We start from the raw sequence: 24,175 nt of genomic DNA, 5'->3' as shown, positions 1-24,175 counted from the left end.
TATTATTTTTGAAAAACATTAATAAATTTATTAATATTATTCAATTCCCTTCAAGATGATAGAGGAGCAAGTGAGGTTTAAGGTAAGTGCAGAGTCGGATTTACCTAAAGTTCTTTCTGATTTAGAGAATCTAATTCAGGCACAAGCAAACCTTGGGAGCCAAGGTGATAAGATGTCCAAGAAAATGCAGGACGCTTATCGAACTCAGAGTTTAGCAATAAGAGACTTAACGTCGACCATTCAAGAAAATTACAAGGAAGCTCAAAAGTCAGCCAACGGCCAAAGCGACCTTGTAGGAAGGCAAACAAAAGAGTTTGGGGCATTAGCTGACAGTATAAAAGGTGTCAGAAACCAGCTCCTTGCCGCCTTCGGAGTAAGCGAATTAAAGAGCTATATCGAAAAGATATTTGAACTGACGGCCACCTACCAAAAATATCAGGCAGCATTGGCTGTGGGCCTTGGCAATGAGAAGAAAGCAGCAGAAGCGCTTGAAATGTTGCAACAGTTTGCTGATAAAACAAACTTTACCCTTGATGAATTAGCAGAAACGTTTACAAAGTTCGCCAACCGTGGTTTGATTCTCAGTCAACAGGAAATGGTAAAACTTGGTGACGTAGCCAATGCCTTGCAAAAGCCATTTGAACAACTCGGAGAGGCTATACTCGACGTGAACAACACCGAGCGATGGAACGAACTTGGTATTAAGGCAAAAACGGTTGGAGAAAAAGTTCAACTAACCTTCAAGGGTGTTACTTTGGAGGTGGAGCGAACCGAAAAGGGTGTACTGGGTGCTATCGTTGCCTTTGGCAATTTAAACGGGGTAGCGGGTCAAACAGAAGCACAAGCCAAAACCCTTGCTGGTCAATACTCAACTTTGCAGGACAGTGCAGCTGGATTAGGTAGAACTATCGGCAATGCTATGACGCCCGCATTTATGGCGGCCATTGAAGCATCAGGAGGTTTTATAAAAATCATTGCAGGTTCAGAATCGGCCTTTACCAGAACAGTTACTTATTTAAAGGCGGCAACGGCGGCTATTGTCACTTTTATGGCCGCCACAAAGGCAGGGGCAGCGGCAATGGTGGCCAAAGAGTTGGTTATAAAAGGTTATTCATTGGCAATAGGAACTTACAACCTTGCAATGGTAGCCGCTAAAGGAACCGTAGAAGGGTTTACACGCGCCCAGATTGCAAGCGCAGCAGCTGCCAGAACCACATGGACCGCATTAGGTGTGACACCCATTGGCCTATTGGCTGGCGCAATAGGTGTAGCAACTACAGCTTATTATGCATTTAAGGCGGCCAATCAGGAGGTTAATATTGAAGTTGATGCAGCTACTGAAAAAATCATTAAAGAAAAGGTGGAATTAACTGCGGCGGTAAGTGCCGTTCAGGGATATTCAATTGGTACAAAGGAGAGAGCAAAGGCCGTTCAGGAGTTAATGAACAAATATCCCAGTATGTTATCCTTCATGGACGCTGAAACCGTTAGTAATCGCCAGTTAAATAAAGCCCTTACAGAACAAATAAAACTTCTTGATGCCAAAATTAAATATTCGGCAGCGGCGGCGACAGCCGAGGCGATTTACCAAAAAGAGGTCGACGCAAGAAAGCAACAACTGGAGGTTATTATAAAACTACGTGGCGCATATAAAGACCTATCGGACGCCTTCCCAGACAACGATAAGTTTATTGCAGAAATCGAAAAGACTTACAAAGCTGAGAACGCCCGTGCCGCATCGCTTCAAAACTCAACTACTGCCGCTGTAAGTGCAAGTTGGGCGACGATGGCATACAGTAAGGAGACCGCCAAATACATGGATTTGCAGAAGGAGACAACAGCCTTGCAAACCCAAATGACAACAGCAATAGTTGAAAAAAGTAAAGCCAGTAGCCAAAGTACAAATGCGGAAACTGACGACATAAACCGTCAAATAAAAAGTTTAGATTCTGCCCACAAACAAAAGAAAGTTAACGACGAAGACTACAAAATGTCGCGTCAAAAACTTGTTGAAGAATTAAAACGACTAAACGGAGAAGAGGTAAATAACAATGACGATACGGTTAAAAAACTGGGAAAGGGCCAGGATGAAAAAAAGAACAAGGCCATTTTTACCGCTAAAGAGATAGCAGTATTAACCAAGAAAATACAGCAAGACTCTATTGAGGAACAGTTAAAATTAATCGACGCTCAAGTCGAACTTAATATTGAACGAATTAATCATTCAAAACTTACCAAAGAACAGGCCGAAAAAGCCATTATTGGGATTGTTGAAAAAGCCGAAAGTGACAAAGCAAAAATTATTTTTGATAATCGAGCGAAAATAGAAGCTGTAGAATTGCAGCACAATGGTAAGATTGTTTCTATGAGCAATGAAACTGTTAAAGCCAAACAAAAGGACGAAAAAGAGTTACTGGAGTATATTCAAAAAGCAAAAAAAGAGGAGCAAAAAATAATTGAAGAAACCACCAAGATAGAAAAAGAGGGACGTCAAGAGGGTATTAAAATGGCGCTTGATTACCTGTCAGCCCAAGGGGGGGTGTTAGAGGGATTGGGAAAGGCCACAAAACAAGCTTTTATTGATTTTGACTTATTAAGCGGCAAATCCCAGCAGTATTTTGCCCAGCAAAGGCAAGATGCGGAGGTTGCAATGAATAGCGCTAAAGTATTCTTTGGCGAAACCTCGAAACAATATGCTGATGCTCAGGTCAAATTTGCTGACGCTAAACAAAAGGAGATTGAAGCTAATATAGCCGCAGGTAAAGCAAAGGTTAACTTTTTAATGATGGCGGCCGAAATCATTGACACAATCAAGGGAGCAATTGTGGGTGGTATTGCGGAAGTCAACAGTGCCATTATAGACATCATGATTAAAACCCGTGATATTACAAAGCAGTATTACAATGATATGATTCAAATTAACGAATCAAGTTTAAAGGCTGAATTAGAAGCATTTACTGGGACCCACGAACAAAAAACAGCAATAATGGAGTCGTTTTATGAAAACCAGAAGCGACTTGTGGAGGCCCGCGATGTAATGGATGCCCAAATAACTTTCAATGCTCGTATGTTGGAGATAAACACCGACACTACACAGAAAATATCAAGTGCGTGGGATTTAAGCAAAGGCCCATTGGGGCCGCAAACGCTTTTCAAAGTGCTTTCCGCTTGGAAAGACCACAACACACAACTTCAAGCCGTAGCATTTGAGCGTGAGGCATACGAAGAACAGCTACGCCAACAACGTATACAGCAAGAGGTTGATGCGGCTCGCCAGATCAGAGACGAAAGAATTGATGCCATTAAAGAAGCCTTTGATAAGTATAAAGTAAAAATTGAGGCGGAAATTGAATTGGCAGAACAGGCCCGAGATACAAAGGTTGGCATTCTTAAAGAAGAACTAGACGTACTCAAAGAAAATTATCGTCAGGAGGTTGATGCAGTTAAAGCGGCTTATGATGCTGAATTGTCAGCACTTAAGGACAAACAAAGTCAGGAAGAAACGGCGTTAAGAGCAACGTATGATCTAAAACAAAGTTTACTTGCCCAGTCCACAAGTGATGAAATCGAAGCTATTGCCGTTCTTGACCGAACCAGAAACGAAGCACTTGAGCGGTACAGAACGGCAGAGGTTGCACGGTTGACCGCTACCCGTGACCGCATCTTAGCCACATTAACTGACGAAAACGAAAAAAGAGCCATCACAGAGGAATATAGCCGTCAGATTGCGGCCGTTCATACGGAGGTAGAAGATGCCAAATTGGACAAAACCAAAGGTGTTACCTTGGCAACCAAGCAGCTTAGAAATGAGGAAAAAGAAGAGTCTGTTCGGTTGAAAACTGAGGAAAAAACCGCAATTGAAAAACTGCAGGATGATTTTCAAATCAAGTTTAAGGATTTGGCAGAGCAGCGCGATAAGAAGCTGGCAGACATGGCAACCGAACAAAAAACGCGGGAGGAAGCTTTGAATGCCAAAATCGTAGAGATTCAGACCGCAGCGGCCAATGACATTAAAAGGTTGAAAGACGACATCGCCAATAAGGATAGACAATCCAATGATGCCATGACTTTTGAAAATCAGAAGTACCGAAACTTCGTCATTGAATCCAATCGTGCCATGCTTGAGAGTCAAAAAGCCATGGCCATTGCTCAACTTAGAGCGGAAATTGCCATTCTCAAAGGGAAGCGGAACATTTTCAATAGCGGCCGAATCAATGCCGCTATCGGCGATATTGAAGGTGCAATACGTGAATTGGAGGGGGTTGGAGCAACACCAGTCGAATTGGGCGATGCTTTTGCGGATAGAATCAAAAGCGGCTTTATCGCCCAAAACAAAAACAACAAAACGCCTTTCAACTCTGACACCATGCAGGCGGTTACGGAAGCGTTTGACCGCAGCGGCAATGTAATCACGCTCACTTACACCGACGAGGATAGGGAGTTTGTGGCTTATGATAAAAGCGGCAATGCTTTCAAATTGAGAAACGCTTACGGTTTGGCTGAAAAAACGGGTGAAAAATTCTTCAAAGGTTCTGAATGGGTAGATGGCATTGGTTATCCAGAGGGTATTGATACCGTTCCTGCATGGCTGACCAAAGGGGAAAGGGTATTGCCGACGTCGCTCAATGAGAAATTGGGGCCACAGGTCAGCAATGAAGAATTGGTGAAGAGTTATTTAAAATTGGATGAATTGAAACAAAAATTCGGCAGTGTTAGGATTGAAGAGTTTGGTTTGTTGAATTTCGATACGGGTAACCGGGTAGGAAATGTGATGGATGTAAGGGTGTTGGAGAAGAAAATGGATGAATTGATTGATGTCATCAATTCAAAGCCTGGTTATCAAATCAACGTCGACGCCAATCATATCACCGTGGGTGAGATTGGCCGCAATGAACAACATGTAACATATTATGAAAATATTTTCAATAAATAATTTAGTAAAACATATGACCTACTACCCTGATATGCCTTTTTTAGAGGCTTTGTAGCCCTACGCACAAGGTAACCCTTCACGTTGGCGGACTAAGGCGATACCCTCGCCCAGAATATTTTGTGCGGCATTGTAATCCGCATTTTGGCCGTGTCCACAATTGACACATTTAAAAATAGATTGTGTGACACGATTCTCTTTGGCAATGTGACCACAGGCGTTACACATTTGACTTGTAAAATGAGGCTTAACTCGTACAAATGTTTTCCCGTAGTTCTTGCATTTATATTCAAGCATATACAAAAACCTACTCCAGCCTGCGTCATAAATATGCTTTGACAAATTGCCAAACTTTATCATATTTTTTACCTTCAAATCCTCAACAACAACTAGTGAGTTTTTTTGGACGTATTTAATGCTTGTTTTATGCAAAAAATCCTTGCGAGTATTGGTTATCTTTCTATGAAGTCGATTAAGTTCAATTTTAGCCTTGGCATAACCATTGCCTCCCTTTTTCTTTCTTGAGAGGGCGCGACGCTTTATTCTTAACTTCGCTTCATATTTCTTTGTGTGCCTTGGGTTTTCAACATAACAACCATTGGAATCCGTTAAAAAATAAGTCAATCCCATATCCAACCCTATTGCTTGGCTCTCGCTTACAGGGTGAATATCTTCTGTTTGACTTTCAAAATCAACACTTATAAAATATCCATTGTCTTCTTTTTTTATTACAGCCGTTTTTAGCGTACCATTTGGCATACGGTCTTTAAACACTTTAACCTTGCCTATTTTTGGTAAATAAAAACCGTCGTCAGATGTTTTTTTAGTATTAAAAACAAATATGATTGATTTATATTCATCCTTTTTAGCCCATTTTGGAAATCCGCCACCCCTATAAAAACATCGAAAAGAGTTATCTAACTGGGTTACTGCCCTTATGAGACTTTCGGAGGGAACTGCTTTAATCCACTCAAATTCTTTTAAAGCGGGAAGTTGATTAATTAAATCAAATCTAGTTAGGTTTACCCCTTTTTGATAAGCTGTAATTTTGGTCTCCTTTGCCAGATTGTAAACAAACCGACAGGTGCTTATCCATTGGTCAATGGTACTAGCCTGTATTTTGGTTAGTTTCAACTTGTATTTATAGGTTCTAAAGACCAACATTGCTTTTTAGATGTATTTGTAATTTGGGGCTTCCGTATTACAGGAAGCCCCTTGTATTTTGTAACGGATAGCCGCACATGCGGTATTTATTGTATTGTTAATTTGTAACGAGAGGCCGCCCAGGCGGTTCTTATTGTATTGAGATATTGATATTGAAAAAACAACAACACGTTATTGGTGTCACACCCTATTGGTTACAACTTTTGGTCTATTGGGCTTAGACCATGATAGGTCATCATTGAATAAATTGTGTATGAATACCCTGCCCACTTCCGTCCATACCAGATAATGTTTTGTAAAACTCTTGCCGTCTTTTTCATAATGATGAGTTTTGAGTTCTGCCAAATTGCGATGCTGGTATTTGGCATACAATACGTAATGCCCGTTGTTTTCGTACTGCACCCCAGCTTCTTTTAATTTTTGATTAAGCATTTTGGCGGTCATGCCCAATTCTTTAGCGATGGTGGTAACATTGATACCAGTGGAGGAAGTCAATACTTTGTCCACGTATTCGGCTTTGGGAGCCAATTTTTGTATTTGCTGTTCTTTTTCCACCAATAGCCGATTGGCAATTAGTACCGCATTGGATAATATTTCAACGTCGCTTTGTGGTTTGGTCAACTGTCCGATCAATTCCTTGCTTCTCTTTTCATATTGAATGAAGTACTGCCGAATTTCTTTGCCTTTTTCGCTTCGTTGCAACATGGCAATCTCTTTGGCGGTGTCAATGGTAAGGTGGTAGTCGTCAATCTCCCGTTTGGCTCCGTTATTGACAAGTGCAAAGTTTTTAACACTTGTAAAGTCCTGATTTTCAATAAAACCATATTCAAACATTCGGGAACACCATGAATTGAAACGCTCGGTTACTTCAAGAAATGAATGCAAATCTCTTGCACTCACCACCTCCGAGCCTTGCCCGTCGGTGGTGATGTTGATAAGATGTTGCATGATTAGGACTGTGATTTTCTGTATTGTTTCTGAGCAGCCTTTACAATCTTGTTATTGATTTTTTTATCCAAATCTTTCATTTCAGATAAGAGAGTCAATAACTGCATAGCCATATTGGAGTGCATGGCTTGTGTATCAGCATGTAAGGATAAAAAGGCATCGGAAGCAAAAGCGGCTTTGAATACAGGAATCAGAAAATTCTCATAGTCCTTTAGCCTGCCCGCATTGAATAATAATTGGCTTTGCAAAAAGGCTTGGGCGGCAATGTCAAAATGTTGTTTTTTGTCCAACATTGACATCAATGTGATAGGGTTGAATTGAAATGGCGAATCCCCTTCCGATTGATTTTGTTCAATAAGCGCACTGAGAGCGCTTGGTTTTTCGCTTGAATTTTGTTTGGTTTGCATGATAAACTTTGCGTTTAGGCCCCTTGTGAATCTTTGGTCGGACAAGCAAGGGGTTTTTATTGGAAATAAAGTTAACTAGTATAATACATTTAACTAAAAAGATAAAAAAATTATTTTTTCTTAAAATCGGCAGGCAATTGGCTTGTATCAATAAACATGACACCGTCTATTGTAATAACCTTTATAGTACCCTTCTTAATAAGTCTATATAGATAGACTTGGCTATAGTTGTACTCGTGAGCTATAGACTTTACCGTTTTTAAAGTATCTAAATTCATATATTTAGTTTCATAGTGTAAATGTATAATACAGTTAACTAATTTGCAAACAAAATTTGAAATATTTTTTCAACCTTATGCGTACACAGAGGTAAAAAGGTAGAAAAGCCTCTAAAATAGGTAGTAAGCTGAACAATAGGAAGATGACAGTTGACCGCTTGATAACTTTTTTTTTACAAATACGTAGAATTGCTAAAAAAAGATCTTTAATAAGCATATAAATAGGAGATTTAGTATAAGTAAATTCAAAGACCACCGCTAATAAAAATGAAAACCATACTTCAAAATAAAAATCTAAGAAAGAGTTTTTTAATAACAATTTCTCTGATATTAATTCTAATACTCGTAATACGTTTTTGGGTACTTCCAAATTTCGAACCGGAGCTTTTGCCAGGTGGAGTTATACCAAAAGATCCTACATGGCTGGCTATCATAACAAAATTGCTTGATAGTATTTTTGTATCATTATCTGTTACTGTATGTATTGGGCTTTTTCTATTCTATATTGAGCTTCCAGATGATGAAAAAAAGTTTGAAATAATAGAATCATTTAAATTAAAGGAATTATTTGAAGGAGAGCGCAATGATACAGATATCTGGTACTTTAGTGGCGGGCTCGGACGCCATACAAGAGTAGTGACAATTCCAGAACTTGCAAAAATTTCTCAAAAAACAAACCAACATAAAAGTATCAAAATACAAATTATTGACCCAGCAAATGAGATTGTATGCGCAAATTATGCAAACTATAGAAAAGGATTAAATTCTGCATCAAAACTTTCACAAGAATGGACGGTAGAATTTGTAAGAAATGAATCAATAGCAACTATTATTTCAGCTCTGTTATACAAAAACAAATACCCATTACTGGATTTATCAATATGTTTAAAAAATAATTTCTCTACACTCAGAATAGATTTAAGTACTAAAGTTGCTATTATTACTAAGGAAGACTTAAAAGAGCCTGCATTGATATGCCGTAGTGGTTCTTTTTTATATAGAACATATAGAGAAGAATTACTCCAAACTTTCAAGGAATATAAGCCAATAAATACTGCATTAAATTTCCCATATAACATTGAAAGCATAAGTATTCAAGATGTAAAAACAATGCTTGAAAAGTTAGATATTAATATAGATTTAGAAAATGAGACAATATTAAAAGTTTTAGAAATAATCAAAAATAAAATTAACCCATATGAATAATTTGTTTTTTGAAGAACTCAGAAGTGCATTTTTAAAAAAAGACCAAAACTTGATAGCTGAAAAAATTTCAACTTTATTTCAGGAATTTAATCTAAATAAATATTTAGATGGAAAGACTTTTTATCATCCATTAGGATTTATATACGCAAATTTGTTTCAGTTTGAGAACAAAGAAACAATTAGAATGCACATCTGGAATGAAAATTATTATTACATAGAACCTTTTATGGATATTCATAACCATTATTATATAGTAAATAGCTTTATTTATAAGGGTTGTATAAATAACAATATATATAAAGTAAACCCAGATTTGGAAGATAATTTCTCAATTTTTGAAGGGTCGTATACAGATGCGGGTGATAGAATTCTAAAAAAAACCAGTATGGGTATAAATTTATCAATGGAATATACAGAGACACATTGTGAAGGGAGACTGTATCAAATACAACGCAATACAATTCACTCTGGAAAACCATTAGACAAAAGGACAACTTGTACAATTGTCTTCACCGAGAAACCAATGAATCCAAACCCACTTGTTGTGGGAGCGATTAACGGCAATTGCGAGTATATTTACACAAACAAGCCTGTTGACAAAGAACTTTTAACTCTTATTTTGTGTGAACTTAAGTAGATTAATATATTTAGACAGACTAGATTGTGATAGGTTTCAAAAAGGCAGAACCATCATTTACCTTTATGGAAATGATGAAAGTAATAACTTATATTGTCTGATAATATTTCAATAATTGTCTAACGATATCGAAATGTTTGTAAAGCATATGATATCAGTATATTTTTTAAGCCTGAATGGCAAATGAATATTTACAATAACCTACTAAGGTTAAAACAGAGAAAATAATTACATGCTTCATGTGGTGTATCAATATTATATTGATTAGCAGAAGCATAGCATATTTGAATATCTTGATTTTCAAGGCCTGCTATTCCAACTGCGATAGTAGAAACTTTATTATTCAATGGTGAAATTACAATATTATATTCATTTCGATACTTATTGTGTATCTGACTAATAATATCTTTTGTATTACCTATATTTTGGCAAGAAAATTCAAATTCTTCCAAAAGAATTCTTTTGAATTTGTCCTTAATCAAATCGAATTTTTGATTTGAAATTATATTTAACTCACTGTTAATGGAATGCTTTTGTGAAGGCTTCCCTAAAATTAACTTAAATGGCTCAAATGATTCAATAATTCTTTCTGTTCTTTCTTCTTCAAATCCTGTTAATACAATTAATAATAGTTTTTTTGAAGGGGAGTGCAAACCAGAATATCCGACTACAGACCTAATATCTCTAACTCCCTTAGTAAGCCATAAACTTTCCTTTGATTCTGAATAACTTTTGGCAGGAGTATACACTAACAGAACATTTAATTTCCTTGAAACACTTTTATTTGATAATACTTTAATCAAGATTAGCATAACCTCTCTTGTAAAAGTTGTAATATCAATTACAACTTTTAGTTTATCATTTTTGAAATTATTTTCTATAAATTTACTGATGATTCCATTATAAATTGAAAAAGTTTCTAATGGGTTATTTTTCGGGTAAACTACTATTTCTGTTTTAGGAATATTTTTTTTTACAATAATTATATTTTCATATGAAATTTTGTATGTCTCATCTAAATGAAATACGTAAGATTGCTTTAATTGCAAATCATTTAAACTTTCACCTAATTTAGTAGATCTTCTTTCAAATCCAGAAGAGAAGATAAACAAGTCAACCTCACCGACGTAATTATTTATATTATTAACTTTCATATCATGCTGATTTAATTCTCATTTTCGAAAAAATTCAACTGAATAATATCTCTATCTCCAGAGATATCTTGTGTAATTTCTTTGATAAATTTTTTAGGATTAGTTAGGCTTAGTTTTAAAACACTACTATTCATAAACTGATAACCTTTAAAACCAGTTGGATCTAATTTAAAATATGGTGCTAGGGTTCTGCTTAATATGTACAATCTTACCCGCCCAGTACCATTTTTATTGCCAATAGTACTTTTATGTATATAACCATAGTGCTCAGCTAAATCAAGAATTTCTTTTAATTCAATATCGGGTGAATCATTTAGAGCTACAGAAAAAACTACTCTTTCTGCTTTATTTGAAATAAATATCTTGTGAAAAATTTCTCCAAGGCTTGTTATTAAATTATAAAGCTTATCAGCTTTACTTAACACCTCACCTCCACTTTTTTTCCCATGTAGCTCATGAATTTTAGCAAATTCGTCTTCTAAAAATTTTCGTGAATAATTTTGTATTACATCATCTTGGATACTGTCTGGTATAAATTCAATATCTAATACACTATATCTGGCAATTACTTCTGAAAACATAATTGAAGCTGGCTCAAGAAAGTGTCTAATTATTCCTGATGATATATCTACTAAATTATCGAAACCAGCATAACTTAGTGTAGAGCCAGATCGTTTCGATTTAAGAATTTTCATATATTCAGATGATGCATATCTTCTAGCTGCATCACCAGCCGCATATTTTTTAGAAGCACTATAGTTCTCAACTCTTAATTTATTTTTTATTTCGTTAATTTCATTTAATTGTTTTTCATCATTTGGAAAGAAAGCAAATGGGTCTATTTCTTTTTTAAGATAGGTTTTTAAGCGTTTTTTTACAATATCATTAATTCTTTTATAATAATTATTTTGTGAGGTTGTATAAATCGTGGCAATGTTTACTTGCGAATAGTCATGGGGTGAATCAATTGTCTTATTAGTTGTAGTTTTAAAACTTTTGTAGTCTAATTGAGTTGAAATCTTTAAGCTTACTTCATGCGAAGTTCTATATGAAACCCAAGTATTTAATATTTGCGTTTGCATTTCATTTAAATAGCCTGCATCATCAATTAAGATAAAGAGCGGTTTATTTTGTGGTAAGAATGGAAGTTTTTTTAATTCTAATAAAATAGGGTATAAAAAATCCAGATAACTAAATAGCGGACCATAATAAGAAATATCTACAAACAATGACCGTTTACAATATATAAGACAATCTCTGTATATTTTCTCTAATATTCTAATTATACAGTTAAGACAGTCTTTAGAATTTTTAAAATTTGTATTGTACTGCGATATATCGAAGCCTGAAATATCTATGTACCATAAGAATATTGATTTATAAAATTCATTAAATAAGTCAAAATATTGATCTATTTCGCTCTCGAATTCTTGTAAACTTTTAAAACATTTTATTGTAATAAAATTTGTAAGTAAATGTTCATTTATAAAAACTGCTGAGTTCGTATTTAAAGCACCAATTTCGTGATTATTAAGCTCTGTTAATTTTATTGGTGCATATAAAGAAAAATAATCTAAATCAGAAAGTTTGCATTTATTTTTAATTTTTTGGCAGTCAGGCATCATAAATCTGAACATCATACTTTTGCCAGAGCCTCGTGGACCATTTAGAAATGTGTGCCCAAATTTTGGAACCTGATAAAAGTCAGTAAATACATCAACAAATAACTCATGAACGTCCTCTGCAGATATACCTTCAGGCGTGCTCACTTCAAATGGATTTTTCATTCTTTTTTTTTATTATTTTAGATATATATTCCCCATCTATTTTAACACTACTAATCCATAATGTATCACAAATACTGTAAATATCGCTACTTCCTAACAAAGGATAGCCATTCTCTTTCAACTCATATGCAATAGGTGGAGCTATTTCATCATGATCTTTTTCTTTTACCAAGTTTATTTTTACTTTCACTTTTGTAAATCTACATTCATCTGGCAAATATCTTGAACAATAAAGCGATTCCAAAAGGGTCTTTTGAGTTCTGTCATATATTTCATTTATTAAATATTGGTCTATTATATTATTGCCCTTTTTTACTTTATATTCGTTTTCTAAGTAAGTATCTGTAATATAAAAAATCAAAGAAATTTCCCTTCCGTTTAGTTGTAAACTGTTTAAACTAGCAGAGTATAAATGATATATAATGCTTGTTGGTAAAATCTTATCTATTTCTAATAAAAACTTTGAAGCTCTAGTTTCATCTTCTGCAAGTTCATCACCCAATCTTAGAAATGCAGCAAGCAACTGGGGCCTTATAGTTTGATGGCTTAAATGCATTGTCTGATAAAGTTTATCAATTGGGTCATTTTTGCCACCATGAGCTTGTGCAATATTTCCTATCAATGTTTTCTCAGCAGTGCTAAGTTTATTATTTCTATCAAATTTTGCTAATAACTCTTTTGCTGCTTTTGCATGTTCAGCTCTACTTGCTATTAAATGTCCTGTGTCATGAAGTTGAATAGCCATTAATAAAATAAAAAGCTCATATGGAGTTATATAGTTTTTTGTTTTAATGTCAAATGTAAATTTAGGGTCCATACATTCCATAATTCTAGACACTCTTTCAATGACCATAGCAATATGGTCAACACCATGGTCATTGTAATAGCCTTCTTTTTCTATCTCTAAAATTTTAGTTTTAACTTCAGGGTGTACATTTTTATCAAAATCTTCTTTAAAATCTTCATATATTTTAGTATAATCCTTTCCATGTGGAAATTCATGCTTCTCTGTTTTAAACTTTAAAAATTCTGTTTGAATATTCATTTTTTAATTTTTATTTGAGAGCTTGATTATTTGTTCAAAAATTGCTTTAGCAAGTAATGGCGGCACTGCATTTCCGATTTGCTGTTGGATATGCATTAGTGAACCTTTAAATAAGAAGTTATCTGGAAAACTTTGCAATCTTGCCGCCTCTCTTACTGATAGGCCTCTGTTCTCGAATGGATGAATTAACATATTTTTTCTATAATTTGCGATTACAACTGATGGTTTATCAGCTACTAATCTTTTATAAATCCCACTATGCGTATTTTGAATTGTTTTATAATTCCCCATAAGTTGAGATGGTATGGCGCTCCAATTCTGCCCTTGTCCAATGTGTTTATATCTTTCTATTACATATTCCTTGTTTTTTGAGACATAATTTTGAAAGGATTTTTCGCTGTTTTTTCTCATTATTCTTGTATAAGAATTTAATATCTTGGTTTTATATGGCAACTCATCAAAACTATCTCCATTTACAAGCGTTGGTAGATCATAAATTGCTTCATAAACACTTATTTTCTTAAAATGAATTTGAGGAAATTCAAACTCTATATTTTTTCTGTTAGCAACTAAAAAAAAGCGATTTCTATTCTGTGGAACACCATAATCAGAAGCCCATAATATGCTTGATTTGGTACTGTAACCAAGGTAGTCTAATCTTCTCTCTAATTCGTCTACTAAAAACCCTTTTTCAAAATATTTAAAACCTTCAACATTCTCAAAAACTACCCATTCGGGATTTAACTCTTTAACAAATCGCAGATATTGTTCAAATAATAAATTATTTGGATTTTCAACATTTTTAGTTCTGGTATTTGAATTTGAAAAACCTTGGCACGGAGGTCCACCAAAAAGTATAAATGGCACATCATTAATTATTTCATTTGAAGATATTTTAGAGATATCTTCAACAATGACTTTAGAATTAGGGTGATTTAGAGCAAAGGTTTCAGCTGCATGTTTATTATTTTCTATAGCAATTTTGACGTTTATTCCCGCCATACTAGCCCCCATACTCATTCCCCCAGCACCACTAAAAATATCTACACCTATAAATTTATTGTACTTTTTCAATTTCTTATGGGATTATTATCTTAGTTCCTAATGTAGATATATACTTCTTCCAAATTAATAAAAAAAATTAATATGAACACTTTGCAATCCTAAAAGTAAGATTAAAAGGTTTTTTATTGATTTTTCTACGCACTCCCATCAAATAGTTTTCAAGCGGTCATTGAAGGTATGCGACACAGCTAGGGAGATGTATTATTGAGGTTTATTGTGCAGTACGTTTTTGCACCGCACATATGTTAATCATTTACTTTTCCTCCTTACTATGTTTTTTCTTCATCAAATAACACTGTGCAGTTTCACCATTTCTAAAGACCGTATAGGTTTGAACAAATTCGTAGCCATGTTTTGCCAATAAATTCAGCGCATCAATAGCCTTAATATCTTCAATTGAATTGCCGTTTTCATCTTTGTCGAGAGCATCTATCCTATTTTTACCAAAATCATAGAAAATTACCCTTTTGGAGTCCTTCATTGGCTTTTGGTACTCTACAAACTGGATATACTCCAATTTTGAATCTCTCAAGGGTACACCATTGACGGTTTGGGCATTAGCAGCAATAATTAATGAGAAAAAGAATCCAAGTGTTAAGATAGATTTCATTGCTTCAAAATTTGGTTTTGGGATTATTAAACAGCATCTTAAATCTAAGCCATTTCCTCTGTTTTTCTAATGTATTATAAACTTTTAGCATCCTAAAACCTACTTGTATTGTTCTAAGTTTAATTCCTATTAGGAAATGTGTATTTTTGAGAATATTAAGCAATTTATTAATATATCATTATAGATTAAAGCTTCTATGGCTAGAAAAGCTAAAATCCCCACTCCCGAACAAATGTTAAAATCTGTGTATGTGCGCACAAAACAGATTCAACAGGCAAAACAAGTCGAACGTGAATGTGTCGTAATTTCAAAAGCACAGGCCAAAAGAATATTTCAAGCGCTGAACACCGTCACGTTGTACCTGCATCAGCCCGAACACGCGCGCGCATTGCAAATTGAAAGAATCATTGGTGTACGTGACACGCTAGAGCAGGAATTTGAAGAACAAACAGGCAAATCTATTGACGCATGAGGAAATATTTGGACAACGTTCCAATTGATGAACCGCAGGGAATGGCGGGTTTATATTTGGAAAAACCACGCTCAAACCGATTTGGCGGGCAATTGCGGGTAAACATTGGGCGGGTAAAAAATGTCGGCAAAGCCAGAGGCATTGGGGAAATACAGATTATTGAACCAGTAGCGATTGCCATTTTGAGTTCAGCTTATGAAAAATACAGTGTTGATGCCAGCGTGAAGTTTCAATTGGAGGACAATGATGGCTCTAAATTGATTGATTCTGAAATCAACATGTCCAATTTTCGGGACAAACCCGATGGTTGGAGTGTAACGCTTCGGGACAGTGGGGATGTTGAAACATTGGATTTGCAGGCTGATACGGTTGTAAGCATCACTCCTACTACTGAATTTGAATTGAAGCCAATTAATTTGGCTCAGGCGGTAACGCACACCATCAATCCTGATTTGGCAAGGGTGGCAAGGAAAACAATAACCTCCCAAAACCCAACGCATTTTCCAGCTTGGAAAGCGGCATCGAGTAAAGCGGATGCCACGGGAACGCCCCAAAGCGTCAATGATATTTTGAAGGAACAACCTGTGTGGGTCAACAGTACTGGTGATGAAAAAAGGGTATATGTCACAGCTCGTTTGAGCATTGAACATCGCAGTTCGTCGGCTTTATCGGGCCAAATCATGTTGTATGTCATTTCAGGAGTGGGCACAACCTCCTACCCTATTGTAGATGTGGTGTTGGGTTCAACGCTAACCTCCGTGACTTACGCCATTGAAAAAGAAATAACGGTACCGCAAAACGGGCAGGTGTTCATCAAAATCAACTATTCGGGTTCGAGTTTTGACTATGAATTCAATTACCAAGATGATTCTTATTTATGCATTAACCCAGACAACACCGTTCCTTCATCCACCGTAAAGGGGTTTTACGCCATTGACGCACTTCGTGCCATTGCCGCCAAAATTGCGCCCAACTTGGTGATTAAAAATGATTTTGTGCCACTTGAAAGCATGTGGATAACCAATGGCTATAATCTGAGAGGGGTCAAACAGGATTTAAAAGTAAGCTTTGGGGCTATATGGGATGATTTGAACAAGTTGTTTAATTTGATGATTAACCGGGTTTCAGAAAATGAAATCATAATCGTTTCCCGTGATGCTTACATTGACAATCTGGATGATGGCGTGTTGATGCAAGATGTCAATTATTATGAGTTTGGGCCATCATCTTTGTTGGTTTCTAGGGTTCGAGTGGGCTTTAAAAAATGGCAATCTTATACCCCAACGGGCAATGAGGAAATTTACGGCAATGAAGATTATTCAACGGGGCTGACCAAAATAGACAACATTTTAGATTTGGAATGCACAACATTGTGTGCCAGTGAAAAGTTGATGGAAGCGGTAAGAAGAAAACAATTTGAGGTGGGTGGCGACCGCTCGGACAAAGACGAGGAAAATGATGAGCAAATTTTTGTCAAATCCACCTATGCTTTTCCCATTGATACCCATCAACAGTTGAAAAATTGGGGAGGTAGGTGGTCAGCTTCCAATGTTATTTTAACAAAAACCAGCGGACGCCCCAATAATTTAGCCCAAAGCATACAATACACTTCAAAGCAGTTCACTGGACGAGCAGTCAAATTACAGGGTAATTTAACTTCAAGGCAATGGGTCATACTCAGTGACACCATCACTTTTTACGCCCGTAACAGGAAAGTTAAGGTGTTTATCAACAACGCTTCATACAGGCCTGGGGCGGCGGGCAGTGGGTCAGATTTCAATACAATCATTGAGGGTTTAGAGCTAAAAATATGAATGATTTTATCATGGTGCCGATTCTTTGCAATAGCGAAGAGGCTATCAAATTAAAAGAAATGGGCATTAAGGTTGATGAAGACCGCGAAAACGAGTTCCGCGCTTCTTACCTGCGCAAATCAGCCATTATCGGTTTTTATCCGCTCTCCAATGGTGGGTGTAGCATTGAATTAATCAACGGTACCGCACTGGAAACCGACATTAAATTTAAGGACCTTGTCAAAATAATGTTTGCATGAAAAGATTCGTCAATTTTTTACAGTGGGTCACGGATGATGCTGAGGCAAAAATCAAAAACTTATACCATCCCCTGAGCAAAATAAAAACATGGGAGGCTCAAAAGGGGGATTTTTGGCGTTTGTTGATACACAAATCTATTTTGAGAGGCGTCGAGCCCCGATTTGTGGAAGCGAGAATTCTTTCATGTGACATGGATTGTGGGGTTTGGGATGGGACATTCACGGATACTACCAAGCGGGCGGTGGTCAGAAATCAGTTTTGTGAATTGTATGTAGAGTTTACCATCAAAATCAACGGTATATCCACGGCCGAAAATTACAAACAATTTGCGCTGACCCGGGCAAATGGGGCGGTTGTGTTGGATACCGTGAATGTAACCGCCGCGACCGCTGAGGAATACGCGGTCAAAATCAAAGAGTTTTATGAAGGGTATCAATACACGAAAGTGTTTGTATACCGTCGTGGGACGCTACTGACGATTCGGGCATTTATGAATGATAATTTCAGATTTGTGGATGAAGAATTCTCGCTCGGCATCGGTGATGTGGCTACTCAAAACACCAATAACCCTTCTTTGTTTGTGGTTTTTGCGGGTACGGTGAATTATCCCGCCCGAAATAGCTGGAATGTTGTCATTGAAAACGTGGAGGAAGGCAATATTTTCGAGTTGAATGATGCACGATACGAAGTTGGCGAGGGCGACACGGCTGAATCGGTGAAAAAAGCGTTGATTGGTGACAATGAAAGGTTCATCATTGATGAATCAGAAATCATCTCGATCAAAACCACGAAGGGTTTTCGATACGTCACCAATACTAACCGTCCCACTTTAGAACTCACATACTTTGATACCGTTTCTAGCAAAGACCGGTACATTGTGACGGTGGGCAGTAGTGTTCGGACAGGAAACACGTATCAAATTCAAGCCAGCGGCAAACCTTTGGTTTCAAAAACCGCACTGGCCACGGACACGGCTTCCACCATCAAGGCGGCATTGGTGGCGGTTTCGGGGTATTATGAGGTGACGGCGGGAACCGTACCAACCTGGGCGGCCATTGTGGGCAATGAGAAAATAGAGAATTTAAATGAGCCATCTTTATCATTGACCGACTTACAAACCATTGCGGCCGAGAACAAAGACAAATACCGCATCGTGATTGGCAGTGATGTAACTAAAGGCAATAAATACGTATTGGGTGATGAAGTATACATTGCTACCAGTGCTGATACCGCCAATACGGTCGGCATTGCTTTGGGCCTTACCTCGGCGGTGGATTATGTAGAAATCAAAGAGGGTGGAGAGCTTAACGGGTATGCTGTGAAGGGCAATAAGTACACTGATGAAGACATTGCCGACATCGTGATTGTGCAACAACCCAGAGTATTAAGGTCAAATCAATTGTTTTTGGAGATTGATTTTGATTTGGATGCCGACAAAACTTACTGCATTCAATTGGCAGATTGGAAACGAGATGTGGTTTTGGGCTACAGTAATTTGATTGATGTGGTATTGGACTCCGATGAAACTAACATCGTTGAAGTGGCAGATGAATTTGAGGCGATGGATTATGAATATTTTGAAAGAACCACTCAAATCATGCGTTTGCCCGTTTACCTGCGCACACCTTTACAACGTTCATCAGAAAACCGAACGAAACTTCTTGATGGTGGGTACCGACGCGCCAACACCACTATTGAAGAGACTACCCAGCTTATCACCCACGCGGAAGATGCCAATTTTCACGAAACATTGGCCGCGTGGTTGAAACATACCTACGTTTGGATTAATGATGAATCCTATTTTTCAGAAGGCGAATATGCAGAAACCATCGTGTCTGAATTGTCAAGAAAGAAGCAAGCCAAATCTAACTTGGTTGTGCAGCGTGAACGCTCTAACAAAACAACATACTTCGGAATAGACTCAAAGCCAACCGCTTACGGTACAGTGTTGTTACATGGGTTTTCTCATGGCTTAACTATTATTTTGAAAAACAATACTTTCGAGCCTGAATTGCAGGAAGGTAAAAACGTTTTGCCCGCTGCGGAATACTGTCTAATTGTCTACAATGACGGAGACGAAAGAAAATTACGGATTGCACCAGGTGGTTATGAATTGTGGAGCGGTGTGGTGCCAAAGCGGTCACTTGTCAGGTTTGCGAAATTGATGAGAGTGGAAAGCGGTCAAACGCTAGAAATTCAATGTGAGAAAGTGGCCGCTTTGTCCGTAAATTATATTCAGGAGTTGGAAGGTCAAACAGCGGAGGTGATTAGCTATGTGGATGAATATTTTGAATCGACTGATTTCAATGATGACTTTAACAATGACTTTAATTCGTAATTTTTTAATCATGGCAGTTTTTCTGCCATTTTTTGGATATGGGCAAATCATAAATGAGTCCATAGTACGCGCCTCCATTGCCAGCAATATCCCAACAAATGCCAACAAACAAATCACAGCCGCGATGTTACGGCCTGTTTTGGGGCAAATAGTCACATTGATTACCAATGGTTCAAATGGTGTTGTGAGTGATTCATTAGCAACGGTTAATTACATACCTTTTTTTAAGACCACAGGTAAAATAGCCAATTCGCCTTTTAGAGTTGCTTCAAACAATGTCGGATTAGGGATAAATCCTGTGTATCCACTTCAAATACTGGGCACTTTATCAGCTAGCCAATTCAGAGTTGGTAATACAATAATTGCAGATACAACCGCTACCGAAACTCGGCTTTATCGCAGAAATGGTAAAGTTGGATTAAAGTTAGGAGGCAGCAATTTTACCAACCACTATGAAAACTATATTCACGTTTTTAGGCTCCAAGATTCTGGAGAAGAATTTGCACGTTTAAGTTATAATGGCGGGTTAGAAGTTCGTGCTTTAGGCAATAGAACACTTTTTCAAGCTGGGTATATAGTGACCACGGATACGCTTGGCACATTTGTACCATCATACTCATGGGCAAAAGATTTTACCTTCGCCACCGACCCAGCCGCCAACTATCCTACCACACGGATGGTGATAAAAGTGAATGGGTTGGTAGGCATTGGGCGAACTACGCCCGTGTACGGCCTTGATGTGGCGCGCTCTTTTCGGGCTGACTCATCGGTATACTTGGCCACAATTGCCGCTAACCGAGTCGGGATTGGTAATACTTCGCCCGTTTATAAATTGGATGTAACTGGAGATTTAAGGGGCACTACAAATGCGTATTTTGCTACCAGTTCGGGGCGCGTCGGCATTCGTCGCACGTCGCCTACTTATATGCTAGATGTAGCGGGGACGATGCGTTCGGATTCGAGCACTTATCTGGCGACTTTGGTTAATACTGGTGTAGTGATTGGAAGTACGGCTTATATAGGGTATAAACTAGATGTGGAAGGTTGGACTCGAACAAAGGCCAATACTTTTCTTGCAACCGATGGCGGTGATGTGGGAATTGGTACTACTTCGCCTACCGCAAAACTAAATGTCGTGGGCACTACCCTGCTTGATGGCACAGCAACCCTTTCTTCTTATCTCAACCTACCAGTATTGGGTAGTGGTGCTGTTGCGGCGCGTGGGGTTGCATTTCAGGGCAACGAGTATGTAATGGGCTATGGGACAGAAGGCGTGGCAGGTAGCAATATCATTGGACCCGTTTACAGCAGAGTCGACTATGGCCCTTATTCTTACAGGTGGGGCAAACACACGGGCGCGGCACTCTTGGCGGATGGCTCGAATTTCACGACTCAGATGGTACTTACGAATGCAGGGAATGTGGGTATTAACGTTCCTAGTCCTAGTTTCAAACTTGAAGTTGCAGGAACAGTAGGTATTAGAGATGGTCTCGGCGTTCAGGTGTTTCGGGATGGTTCTAATTCTATCAATAATCATCTCTATTTTGCCAACACAGCTAACAATAGAGCTTACAATTGGCAACTTAACGAAGACGGCAGCGCAGCTACATTTTGGGGTTTTACTACTGGTGTAGGTTGGAATAGACTGATGAGTGTCAATTCTAATGGAAACGTTGGTGTTAACGTAGACACACCTACATCAAGAATCGACGTAGACGGAACTGACGGCTTTAATCAAATACGTGCCAGAAAATCCGCTACCCCTTCGGCAACTGCGGCAACAGATGGTAATACAGGCAACATAGTTTGGGATGATAACTACATCTATATCAAAACATCTGCTGGCTGGAAAAGAGCAGCATTAAGCACTTTTTAACATGGCATTCGAGCAACTTGCATACATTATCGGAGGGGCATTTGCGGGTAGTACTCAGGTGCAGGTTCAGGCTGTTCAGGCAAATGGTACGGTGGTTCGTGTTTATGAGGCCATTTTTGGGGAGTATGGTGGTTTTAACGAACTTGGTAACGCCACGTTAACGGCCAATGAAGCAACGGTGACATTGAATCGGCCATTGGTTGAAAATGAGGCTATTTTTGCTTGTGTGATTACTTTTGGCGAGAAAGTGGGCGGTGCGAGTCAAGTGGGACCCGCTGCGGATTTGCCAACAGGATGGAAGTTGCCTGACACGGTTCAGGTGGGCGAAGATACCATGACGGCGGCTGAATATACCGAAGAAACGGGTATTGAATTGCCTGCATTGTATGACCCTGCATCCATCAACCATACGCCCGTTTTCCCAAACAGCGGTATTGAGAAATTGACCGAAATCGGCTTTGATTTGACCGAAAAAATCAATGCTACAGGAAGTTCTGTTTTGACGGTTGATAACGTCAAGAATTGTTCATTGGGGTACAACATCAAATTTGATACCGATGCGGCCAGTAACATTCATTCAAAAACATATTTCGCGGGTGGTGTTAAAACGATTCGGGTAACGGACACCAACAATGCACTTCGTTTTTGTGAAAAAACCTACACTGTAACGGTTCCGACGCCTCCCGCGCCAACTAGCGAGATAAGCAACGAGAGTTACACTTTCAGTTGGGCAGGTGCTTTGTTGGGCATTGAAGTTTTTGCGGATAGCGCGTTTGCGTTGGAGATGAAAATTGACGGAGTCACGGTGGGCCCTTATGTGGACATGAGTTTCAAGGGCGCCAATAGATGGCAACGTGGGTACGGTGTTCCCCAAGGCCCGGGCACTTACACTGTGACGGTTCGCAGAAAAGCTACACCGGGTGATTTTAAGACATTTCAAGCAGTTTTATCTTAATATAACATGGAACCAAAAACAATTGAAGCACCTGCTGAGGAGGGAAAAGCGGTCAAAAAGCCCATTTTTTTACACATTGCCAACAATGACACCTTTGTGTTTGAATGTCCGAAAGGCATGAAAACCGTTTCGGGAACATTCAATGGTGAAAAAACGAGTGGCGTGGTTATTAACGGTGTGGCTCATGTGAAGCTCACAAAGGCTTTGCCTGAGACATATACTTGGGAATTAGATTAATAAATTTATTAATATTACATTTTAAACGGCAGAGGAGAGCGGTATGTTGACAGATTATTTAGTAAGTGATGTGGAAGCCGTTGCGCTTCGGCAATCTTTGAAGGTCAAAGCACCTTCAAGCAAATTTATTGCCATGGTACTTGTCAATAAAGGCAAGTTTCCGGGCATCGGCGGTTCATACACGCCAGATGGAGGCGCGCCAACGGTAGTAACAGCGGGTAACATTGCATCGTTGCTGCGTGATTTGGCGTTTCAGGGTGGCGCTCATTTTTTTGGCAACGGAACCATCAACGGAACACGGCCCAAGCCCACGGAAGTAACCGAAGGTGATGTTTACGGTACGGCATTCAAGGCCAAACCAACGGGTGAAATCCAAGTAATGCCCGAATTTACCTTCAAACATTTTTTCAGAAACATTCCTTTCTTCAATGATTTACGTCGTAATGCGCGGGGTCGTGACATTTATTTGTTTACGGACAGCTCAGTAGAAAAGATTGATTTTGAAACCAATCGCCCCATTTTTGAAGCCATCGGACACACTATCACGGGAGAGCGTGAGCGCACGATTTCGGGCTCTTTCGCCATTTCTTACAATGATTTGAATGGTGAATTGGTACCAGCGTTTGGTATCAATCTGGAGGATTTAGAGTCTGAGACAATGGTGTATACCTTCGACACGCCTTCAGCGCTCGTAAACCTTACTCAGCAAGCGGGTTGCGCGGGGGATTGCATCACATTCAACCGAACTGCGGCTGGTACGTGTGGCTTTACGGCTGATGTGGTAGAGGCCAAAGGATGCGGTAAGCATTATTTGTACTACAATGACAATGAAGCCTTTCCAGTGGGCGTCACGGGCAGTGTGAACCCATCTACGGGTTTAATTTCATTCACGGCATTGTCGGCCGGTACTCACCGTTTCACTCACGTTTTTGAAAATGAAGTGGGTGTGTTTGGCTATTACTGCTTCAAAATCATCGCATCAGCTTAATTTACCCCAATAAGGGCAGGCTAA

General features: G+C 38.3%; 19 protein-coding genes. 11 read left to right on the top strand and 8 right to left on the bottom strand.

From position 1 onward, the window contains the following. Positions 1–55: 55 nt before the first annotated feature. Positions 56–4,933, top strand: coding sequence for a tape measure protein (locus NCI00_RS20465; RefSeq protein WP_253530691.1), 4,878 nt, complete (start codon positions 56–58; stop codon positions 4,931–4,933). A gap of 57 nt (positions 4,934–4,990) precedes the next feature. Here the strand turns inward: NCI00_RS20465 and NCI00_RS20460 are convergent, their stop codons facing one another. From NCI00_RS20460 to NCI00_RS20450, 3 genes are all read right to left on the bottom strand, one after another. After that, positions 4,991–6,094, bottom strand: a complete 1,104-nt coding sequence (locus tag NCI00_RS20460; RefSeq protein ID WP_256498289.1) for an RNA-guided endonuclease InsQ/TnpB family protein — start codon at positions 6,092–6,094, stop codon at positions 4,991–4,993. A gap of 180 nt (positions 6,095–6,274) precedes the next feature. Further along, a complete protein-coding gene (locus NCI00_RS20455; protein ID WP_253530685.1) occupies positions 6,275–7,042 on the bottom strand; it encodes an antA/AntB antirepressor family protein in 768 nt (255 codons plus the stop codon). A gap of 2 nt (positions 7,043–7,044) precedes the next feature. Next, the gene (locus tag NCI00_RS20450; protein WP_253530682.1) at positions 7,045–7,449 is read right to left on the bottom strand and encodes a hypothetical protein; all 405 of its coding nucleotides are present in this window, start codon (positions 7,447–7,449) and stop codon (positions 7,045–7,047) included. 545 nt (positions 7,450–7,994) lie between these two features. Here NCI00_RS20450 and NCI00_RS20445 point away from each other — a divergent pair. Next, a complete protein-coding gene (locus NCI00_RS20445; RefSeq protein ID WP_253530679.1) occupies positions 7,995–8,933 on the top strand; it encodes a hypothetical protein in 939 nt (312 codons plus the stop codon). Then, positions 8,926–9,570: a hypothetical protein gene (locus NCI00_RS20440; protein WP_253530678.1), complete on the top strand. Its 645-nt coding sequence runs from the start codon at positions 8,926–8,928 to the stop codon at positions 9,568–9,570. Before NCI00_RS20445 ends, NCI00_RS20440 begins: the two co-directional genes overlap by 8 nt. A 191-nt stretch (positions 9,571–9,761) precedes the next feature. On the opposite strand, the gene NCI00_RS20435 is transcribed toward NCI00_RS20440, so the two are convergent. The 5 genes from NCI00_RS20435 to NCI00_RS20415 all read right to left on the bottom strand — a co-directional run bounded on the left by NCI00_RS20435 (position 9,762) and on the right by NCI00_RS20415 (position 15,231). Further along, the gene (locus tag NCI00_RS20435) at positions 9,762–10,724 is read right to left on the bottom strand and encodes a hypothetical protein (RefSeq protein WP_253530677.1); all 963 of its coding nucleotides are present in this window, start codon (positions 10,722–10,724) and stop codon (positions 9,762–9,764) included. An 11-nt stretch (positions 10,725–10,735) separates the two neighbouring features. Next, entirely contained in the window at positions 10,736–12,511 is a 1,776-nt protein-coding gene (locus NCI00_RS20430) for an ORC-CDC6 family AAA ATPase (RefSeq protein ID WP_253530676.1), read from the bottom strand. Then, positions 12,495–13,556: an HD domain-containing protein gene (locus NCI00_RS20425; RefSeq protein WP_253530674.1), complete on the bottom strand. Its 1,062-nt coding sequence runs from the start codon at positions 13,554–13,556 to the stop codon at positions 12,495–12,497. Before NCI00_RS20425 ends, NCI00_RS20430 begins: the two co-directional genes overlap by 17 nt. A 3-nt stretch (positions 13,557–13,559) precedes the next feature. Next, positions 13,560–14,630: a DNA cytosine methyltransferase gene (locus tag NCI00_RS20420; RefSeq protein WP_253530672.1), complete on the bottom strand. Its 1,071-nt coding sequence runs from the start codon at positions 14,628–14,630 to the stop codon at positions 13,560–13,562. 244 nt (positions 14,631–14,874) lie between these two features. Next, the gene (locus NCI00_RS20415; protein WP_253530670.1) at positions 14,875–15,231 is read right to left on the bottom strand and encodes a hypothetical protein; all 357 of its coding nucleotides are present in this window, start codon (positions 15,229–15,231) and stop codon (positions 14,875–14,877) included. A 196-nt stretch (positions 15,232–15,427) separates the two neighbouring features. On the opposite strand from NCI00_RS20415, the gene NCI00_RS20410 reads away from it, so the two are divergent. From NCI00_RS20410 to NCI00_RS20375, 8 genes are read left to right on the top strand one after another with little or no spacing between them, the layout of a single operon-like run. Continuing rightward, on the top strand, positions 15,428–15,703 hold the full coding sequence (locus NCI00_RS20410; protein WP_253530668.1) for a hypothetical protein: 276 nt from the start codon (positions 15,428–15,430) through the stop codon (positions 15,701–15,703). Continuing rightward, the gene (locus NCI00_RS20405; protein ID WP_253530664.1) at positions 15,700–17,517 is read left to right on the top strand and encodes a hypothetical protein; all 1,818 of its coding nucleotides are present in this window, start codon (positions 15,700–15,702) and stop codon (positions 17,515–17,517) included. The genes NCI00_RS20410 and NCI00_RS20405 overlap by 4 nt, the downstream gene beginning before the upstream one ends. After that, positions 17,514–17,756 (top strand): hypothetical protein, encoded by a 243-nt coding sequence (locus NCI00_RS20400; protein WP_253530660.1) that lies wholly within the window; start codon positions 17,514–17,516, stop codon positions 17,754–17,756. Before NCI00_RS20405 ends, NCI00_RS20400 begins: the two co-directional genes overlap by 4 nt. Further along, a complete protein-coding gene (locus tag NCI00_RS20395) occupies positions 17,753–20,095 on the top strand; it encodes a hypothetical protein (protein WP_253530659.1) in 2,343 nt (780 codons plus the stop codon). The genes NCI00_RS20400 and NCI00_RS20395 overlap by 4 nt, the downstream gene beginning before the upstream one ends. Before the next feature lie 10 nt (positions 20,096–20,105). After that, complete coding sequence (locus NCI00_RS20390) at positions 20,106–21,971, top strand: hypothetical protein (RefSeq protein ID WP_253530658.1); 1,866 nt, start codon at positions 20,106–20,108, stop codon at positions 21,969–21,971. A gap of 1 nt (position 21,972) precedes the next feature. After that, positions 21,973–22,926 (top strand): hypothetical protein, encoded by a 954-nt coding sequence (locus NCI00_RS20385; RefSeq protein ID WP_253530657.1) that lies wholly within the window; start codon positions 21,973–21,975, stop codon positions 22,924–22,926. Between the two features lie 6 nt (positions 22,927–22,932). Further along, on the top strand, positions 22,933–23,163 hold the full coding sequence (locus NCI00_RS20380; protein ID WP_253530656.1) for a hypothetical protein: 231 nt from the start codon (positions 22,933–22,935) through the stop codon (positions 23,161–23,163). A 43-nt stretch (positions 23,164–23,206) separates the two neighbouring features. Continuing rightward, entirely contained in the window at positions 23,207–24,151 is a 945-nt protein-coding gene (locus NCI00_RS20375; protein WP_253530655.1) for a hypothetical protein, read from the top strand. The last annotated feature ends 24 nt before the right edge of the window (positions 24,152–24,175 follow it).

This window comes from Runella salmonicolor, assembly GCF_024158025.1.
Taxonomy (GTDB): domain Bacteria; phylum Bacteroidota; class Bacteroidia; order Cytophagales; family Spirosomataceae; genus Runella; species Runella salmonicolor.
The sequence above is the reverse complement of the archived record's forward strand: the minus strand, read 5'-3'. Positions and strand labels throughout refer to the sequence as shown.

Excerpts from the sequence above, each read along its gene's own strand:
- NCI00_RS20465 (WP_253530691.1), top strand. The coding sequence starts at position 56 with ATGATAGAGGAGCAAGTGAGGTTTAAGGTAAGTGCAGAGTCGGATTTA.
- NCI00_RS20460 (WP_256498289.1), bottom strand. The coding sequence starts at position 6,094 with ATGTTGGTCTTTAGAACCTATAAATACAAGTTGAAACTAACCAAAATA.
- NCI00_RS20455 (WP_253530685.1), bottom strand. The coding sequence starts at position 7,042 with ATGCAACATCTTATCAACATCACCACCGACGGGCAAGGCTCGGAGGTG.
- NCI00_RS20450 (WP_253530682.1), bottom strand. The coding sequence starts at position 7,449 with ATGCAAACCAAACAAAATTCAAGCGAAAAACCAAGCGCTCTCAGTGCG.
- NCI00_RS20445 (WP_253530679.1), top strand. The coding sequence starts at position 7,995 with ATGAAAACCATACTTCAAAATAAAAATCTAAGAAAGAGTTTTTTAATA.
- NCI00_RS20440 (WP_253530678.1), top strand. The coding sequence starts at position 8,926 with ATGAATAATTTGTTTTTTGAAGAACTCAGAAGTGCATTTTTAAAAAAA.
- NCI00_RS20435 (WP_253530677.1), bottom strand. The coding sequence starts at position 10,724 with ATGAAAGTTAATAATATAAATAATTACGTCGGTGAGGTTGACTTGTTT.
- NCI00_RS20430 (WP_253530676.1), bottom strand. The coding sequence starts at position 12,511 with ATGAAAAATCCATTTGAAGTGAGCACGCCTGAAGGTATATCTGCAGAG.
- NCI00_RS20425 (WP_253530674.1), bottom strand. The coding sequence starts at position 13,556 with ATGAATATTCAAACAGAATTTTTAAAGTTTAAAACAGAGAAGCATGAA.
- NCI00_RS20415 (WP_253530670.1), bottom strand. The coding sequence starts at position 15,231 with ATGAAATCTATCTTAACACTTGGATTCTTTTTCTCATTAATTATTGCT.
- NCI00_RS20410 (WP_253530668.1), top strand. The coding sequence starts at position 15,428 with ATGGCTAGAAAAGCTAAAATCCCCACTCCCGAACAAATGTTAAAATCT.
- NCI00_RS20405 (WP_253530664.1), top strand. The coding sequence starts at position 15,700 with ATGAGGAAATATTTGGACAACGTTCCAATTGATGAACCGCAGGGAATG.
- NCI00_RS20400 (WP_253530660.1), top strand. The coding sequence starts at position 17,514 with ATGAATGATTTTATCATGGTGCCGATTCTTTGCAATAGCGAAGAGGCT.
- NCI00_RS20395 (WP_253530659.1), top strand. The coding sequence starts at position 17,753 with ATGAAAAGATTCGTCAATTTTTTACAGTGGGTCACGGATGATGCTGAG.
- NCI00_RS20390 (WP_253530658.1), top strand. The coding sequence starts at position 20,106 with ATGGCAGTTTTTCTGCCATTTTTTGGATATGGGCAAATCATAAATGAG.
- NCI00_RS20385 (WP_253530657.1), top strand. The coding sequence starts at position 21,973 with ATGGCATTCGAGCAACTTGCATACATTATCGGAGGGGCATTTGCGGGT.
- NCI00_RS20380 (WP_253530656.1), top strand. The coding sequence starts at position 22,933 with ATGGAACCAAAAACAATTGAAGCACCTGCTGAGGAGGGAAAAGCGGTC.
- NCI00_RS20375 (WP_253530655.1), top strand. The coding sequence starts at position 23,207 with ATGTTGACAGATTATTTAGTAAGTGATGTGGAAGCCGTTGCGCTTCGG.